The organism is Amycolatopsis kentuckyensis (assembly GCF_002155975.1).
Lineage (GTDB): Bacteria > Actinomycetota > Actinomycetes > Mycobacteriales > Pseudonocardiaceae > Amycolatopsis > Amycolatopsis kentuckyensis.
The window spans coordinates 1-5,066 of the sequence record NZ_MUMI01000655.1; the positions used below are offsets into that span (position 1 = coordinate 1).

The window sequence follows — 5,066 nt, forward strand, 5'->3', positions numbered from 1 at the left end:
CGGCCCAGCAGCGCGCCCCGCGCGGCCGGTCCCGCCGGGGCGGCGACCCGGTCTTCGGCACCGGCGAGGAACGCCGCCTGCGCGCGGATCGTCGAGTGCCGGAACAGGTCCGACACCCGCAACTGCCGGTCGGTCAGCTCGCGCAGGTCCTCCCAGAGCATCACGAGCAGCAACGACGAGCCACCCGCGTCGAGGAAGTTGCGGTCGAGCGGCAGCGCCGCCGGGTCGGCGAGGTCCAGGATCTCCGCCCACACCGCGCGGACCCGCTCCTCCAGTTCCGTGCCGGTTCCTTCGCTGGTCGTCACATCTCCTCCAGTGGCCGGGCCGACGGACCGGTGCTGAGGTCCTCGGCGGCGGTGACTATCGCGGCGAGCAGGGTTTCCGCCGTGCCGCGGTCGAACAGGGCGGTCAGGCCGGCGAGCTCGAAGCCCAGGCCGGCGGCGTCGTCGACGACGGTGAGCTCGAGCTCGTACTTGATGTGCAGGGGTTCCAGCGGCCGCAGCCGGCCGGGCGGCGGCGTGTCGCGCACGGTCAGGTACACCGGGGTCAGCGGCGGCCGGCTCGTGTCGCGCCCGGGGTCCAGCGCGGCCGCGACGGCGTCGAAGCGCGCCAGCGACGTGCCGAACGCGGCCTGGCTCGCCGCGCGGACGCGGCCCAGCAGTTCGGTCCACGACGGGCCGTCCCGCAGGTCGACGCGCAACAGCAGCGTGTCGACGAACATCCCGACCGCACCGGAGTCCCGGGCGGATCGGGTCGACCACGGGAACGCGAAGAGGAAGTCGCGCTGCGGACCGGTGCGAGCGAGGGCGACGCCGAGCAGGGCCGCGCCGAGCATGAACGGCGTGCACCCGGCGGCGGTCGCGGTCGCGCGCAGGGCGGCGGCCCGCTCGGGGCCGAGCGACGCCCGCACCACCAGCGCTTCGGTGCTCTGTTCGGGCGGCCGGGGCCGGTCGTGGGGCAGCACGACGTCCACCGGTGCCCCGCTCAGCCGCGCGATGACGGCCTCGGTGTCCCGGTCGGCCCCCTCTTCCTCCCCGGGGGAAGAGGGGGTGGCCGCGGCGACCGGCTCGCCGCCGATCTGCCGCAGCACGAGGTCCATCGAAGGCCCGTCGCAGACGATGTGGTGGGCCACGACCACCAGCAGCACGCCGTCGCGGTGGCGCACGACCTCGGCCCGCGCGAGCGGGCCCGCGGCGAGGTCGAACCCCGCCCAGCAGGCCTCGGCGAGGTGGTCCGCCAGCCGGGCCCGGTCCCACGCCCGCGCGTCGGTCACGGTCACCGGCGGTACCGCCTCGCCGGCCCGGACCACGACCCGGCGGCGCTTGCGGTCCAGCCGGAAGACCGAGCGGAACGCCCCGTGCTGGGCCAGCACCTCGGCGGTGACGTCCCGCAGCCGGTCCGGGTCGGTGCCCGCGGGCAGCTCCACCACGGCGGGGACGACGTAGGCCTGCCGCAGCCACGGCAGCCGGTCCAGCGACCAGAACCGCTGCTGCGCCGCGGTCGCCGGACGTTCCGGCCCCGGCTCGGCCGGAGCCGGTTCCGCCGCCGCGGGCGCCGGTTCGGCGAGCAGGGCCGCCAGCCCGGCCACCGTCGGGTCGGCCAGGAACCGCCGGGCGGACAGGGCCACCCCGGTCTCGTCCTCGATCCGGCGGAGCATCCGCACCACGAGCAGCGAATGCCCGCCGAGCGCGAAGAAGTCCGCGCGCGGACCGAGCTCCCCCACCTCGGTCCCGGCCTCGCCGAGCGCGGCGGCGAACAGCTCCGCGGCGCGGTGCTGCGTGCCGGACAACGCCGTGGCGGCCGGCTCTTCCGCCGGTGCAGGCGCTTCGGCGGCCGGCTCCGCGGCGAACCGCGAGAGCTCGGCGGCGGGGTCGGCGAGGACCAGCGTGAGGATGTCCACATAGGACTCCAGCAGCGCGGACGCGACGTCGGCGGGGTACCGGCCGGTGTCGTGCTCCAGGCTCGCCCGGGCCCCGGCACCCCGCGGCTCGACGGTGAGCAGGAGGTCGAACTTGGCCGTGCCGGTCGGCAGGATCTCCGGCTGGTCCCAGCGGACCGGGACGTCCGCGGCCGGCCGGGGGAAGTTCTGCAGCGCGAAGGCGACGTCGACGAGCTCGGTCCGGGCGGCCGCGGTGAGCCGGTCGAACGGGATGCGCTGGTGGGTCAGCGCCCGGTAGGCCTCGCCGCGCACCCGGCGGCACAGCTCGGTGAAGTCGGCGCCGTCCGGCACGGCGCACCGCAGCGGAACCGTGTTGACGAAGAACCCCACCAGGTCCTCGACCTCGACCGAACTCCGGTTGGCGGTGATCGCGGCGGCCAGGAACTCCGGGCGCGCCGAGCGCAGCCGCAGCAGGAGCTGAAAGGCGGAGAACAGCACCACGAACGGTGTCAGCCGGTGGGCCCGCGCGTAGTCCGCCACCGCCTGCCACAGCGCCGGGGACAGGACGGCGACCTGCTCGGCGCCGTCGCGCACCACCCGGCGGCCCGGCCCGCGCGGCAGCGCCCCGGCGAGGGTCAGCCCGGCAGGCACCCCGGCCAGCTCGGCCAGCCGCTGCCGGATCCGGTCCGCGGTCTCGGCCGAGCCGGCTTCCGCGGCGTCCCGCCGGGCGAAGCCGGCGTACTGCTCGGCGAGTCCGGGCAGCCGTACCGGCCGGCCGTGCACGGCGGCGTCGTAGGCCAGCGCGAGGTCGGTGCCGAGCCGGCCGAGCGACCAGCCGTCGAAGGCGATGTGGTGGAGCACCAGCAGCACCGCGTCCTCGGCGCCGTGGAAGACGGTGGCGCGCAGGACCGGGCCGGCGGCCAGGTCGAACGGCAGCGCAACGCGGTGCGAAGCGCTTTCGCGGGCGTCTTCGGTGGCGACGACCTCGACCTCGACCGGGGCCGCCGGGACCACCTGCTGCACCGGATCGCCGTCCCGCAGGTGGTACCGGGTCCGCAGGACCTCGTGCCGCCGGACGACCTCGGTGAGCGCGGCCCGCAGGGCCGGCACGTCCACCCGGCCGTGCCACCGGAGGAAGACCGGGACGTTGTAGGTCGCCGCGCCGGGGGCGGCCTGGTCCACCAGCCACAGGCGGCGCTGGGCCGCCGACAGCGGCGCTTCCCCGGGGCCGGAACCGGCGGTCGGCCGATCGGCCGAAGCAATGGACGAAGAAGCCGGAATTCGACCTTGTTCGCGAATTTCGCGCAACTTTCCCACCCCCTGCCGACCACCATAGGCAACGGTTTCGTAGATCATCATGTGATCTGGGTCACGTATCCGTTCGTCGGCAGTTCCCGGATCATCAGTTCGCACTTGCGGCCGATCGGGTATCGTGCCGAGCGGATGTGATCGAATTGACCGGGGGTCGCCGATTAATCGGAATTCCCGGCAGGTGAACAAAGGACGAACATGCGCACCGAGCTCAGCAACCCGGCGACCGCGCCCGCCCCCGCCGGCCCCTACTCCCAGGTGGCCCGGCTGGACTTCGGCGACGGCGCGCTCCTCATCCTCTCCGGCCAGGTCGCCCTCGACGACGACAACGCCGCGATCGTCGGCGAGGGCGACGTCGCGGTGCAGGCCGAACGAACCCTGGAGGTCATCGGAGCCATCCTGAAGGCGCACGGCGCCGGGTTCGCCGACGTCGTCAACATCCGGACCTACCTCACCGACATGGCCGACCGGGCGGCCTACGCGCAGGTGCGCGCGCGGTACTTCACCGGCGACCTGCCGACCAGCACCACGGTCGCCGTGGCCGCCCTGTTCCGGCCCGAGGCGCTGATCGAGATCGAGGTCACCGCGGTCGTCCGGGGTCGCTGACCCGCGTCCACGCACCAGGGGGAAAAGTGCAGCTCAACCGCTTTGTCACCGCCGAATTCCAGGCCGCCGCCGAACGCCTGCGGGTGCCGGAGATGGGCACCGAGGTGATCGCCCGGCTGCTGGCCGACCTCGTCTGCCTGCACCGGCCGAGCCGGGTGCTCGAGGTCGGCATGGGGTACACGACCCCGTTCCTGGCCGCGGCCCTGGCCGACGTGCGCGACCAGGTGGCCGCCGAGTCGGCGGCGCTCGCCGAGAAGACCACCCGCCACCTCGCCGACCACGACGAGCTCGACGACGCCTGGCTCAACGCCGCGCCGGCGCTGGTCACCCCGGAGTTCCACCTCCGGCCGTACCGGCCGTCCCTGGTCGCCGTCGACGACCTGTCGATCCCCGAATCCTCGGCCGAGCGGGTTCTCGGCGTGCTCCGGGAGCTGCGGCTGGACGACCTGGTGACGGTCGTCAACGCCGATATCCGCGAGTGCGCCGGACAGCTGCCGGACGGGTTCGCGCCGATCGACTTCGCCTGGGTCGACGCCTGGGAGTGCCTCTACTTTTTCGACAATTTCTGGGAACGCATCAACCCGGATGGCGGAATCGTCCTGATGCATTATCTGCTGACTTATCCGGAGGGTGAGGCCATTGTCCGGTACATCGGCGAGTTCGCTCGCACGAATCCGGGCGAGCTGGAAGTGGTCAACCTCCTCGAATCCCAGAAACTGACCCAGAACAGCCTGACGATGATCCGCCGCACCGACGGCACGCGGAAGCGCCGCTACGGCGGCCCCGGCGGCCGGGTGCGGTATTCGCCGGAACTGCGCGCGGCCGCCGAAGCCCACCGGGACGCCGTCCGGTCGTGATCACCCCGCTCCGGCCGCCGGGTCACGGCGACCGGAGCGGGGCCGTTCATCGCCGCTGCAGCTCGCGGACCCGCGTGGCGAGCTCGCCGAACGACTCCGCCAGCAGGACGTCGGCCGGTTCCAGCACGATCCCCAGGCCGCTGCGCACCCGGGAGACGACCTGCATGGCCAGGATGGAGTTCCCGCCCAGGTCGAGGAAGTTCGCGTCGGCCGGGGTTCCGCTCACCCCGAGCACCTCCTGCCACGCCCGTTCCAGCACGTCCCCCGCCGGCTCCGCGGCCGACTTGCCGGGCGGGGAGCCCAGCGCCGCGAGCAGGGCCGCGCGGTCGGCTTTCCCGGTGGGGCCCAAGGGAACCTCGTCGAGCACGACCCAGCGGGAGGGCACCATGTAGGCCGGGAGCACCCCGCGGAGC

General features: G+C 74.1%; 5 protein-coding genes. 2 read left to right on the forward strand and 3 right to left on the reverse strand.

All coding sequences use genetic code 11. The features are described 5' to 3' along the window. A partial coding sequence (locus CCN39_RS44910; protein ID WP_086852958.1) for an acyl carrier protein occupies nucleotides 1–305 on the reverse strand: 305 nt, incomplete at its 3' end. Further along, a complete protein-coding gene (locus CCN39_RS44915) occupies nucleotides 302–3,187 on the reverse strand; it encodes a condensation domain-containing protein (RefSeq protein ID WP_158104611.1) in 2,886 nt (961 codons plus the stop codon). The genes CCN39_RS44910 and CCN39_RS44915, both read right to left, overlap by 4 nt. A 201-nt stretch (nucleotides 3,188–3,388) precedes the next feature. Between CCN39_RS44915 and CCN39_RS44920 the strand changes: the two genes are divergently transcribed. Next, nucleotides 3,389–3,796: a RidA family protein gene (locus CCN39_RS44920; protein WP_086852962.1), complete on the forward strand. Its 408-nt coding sequence runs from the start codon at nucleotides 3,389–3,391 to the stop codon at nucleotides 3,794–3,796. 26 nt (nucleotides 3,797–3,822) lie between these two features. Beyond that, complete coding sequence (locus CCN39_RS44925; RefSeq protein WP_244211307.1) at nucleotides 3,823–4,653, forward strand: class I SAM-dependent methyltransferase; 831 nt, start codon at nucleotides 3,823–3,825, stop codon at nucleotides 4,651–4,653. Nucleotides 4,654–4,699: 46 nt separating this feature from the next. Here the strand turns inward: CCN39_RS44925 and CCN39_RS44930 are convergent. After that, nucleotides 4,700–5,066 (reverse strand): phosphopantetheine-binding protein (locus CCN39_RS44930; RefSeq protein ID WP_244211308.1); only part of this gene is annotated, 367 nt, incomplete at its 5' end.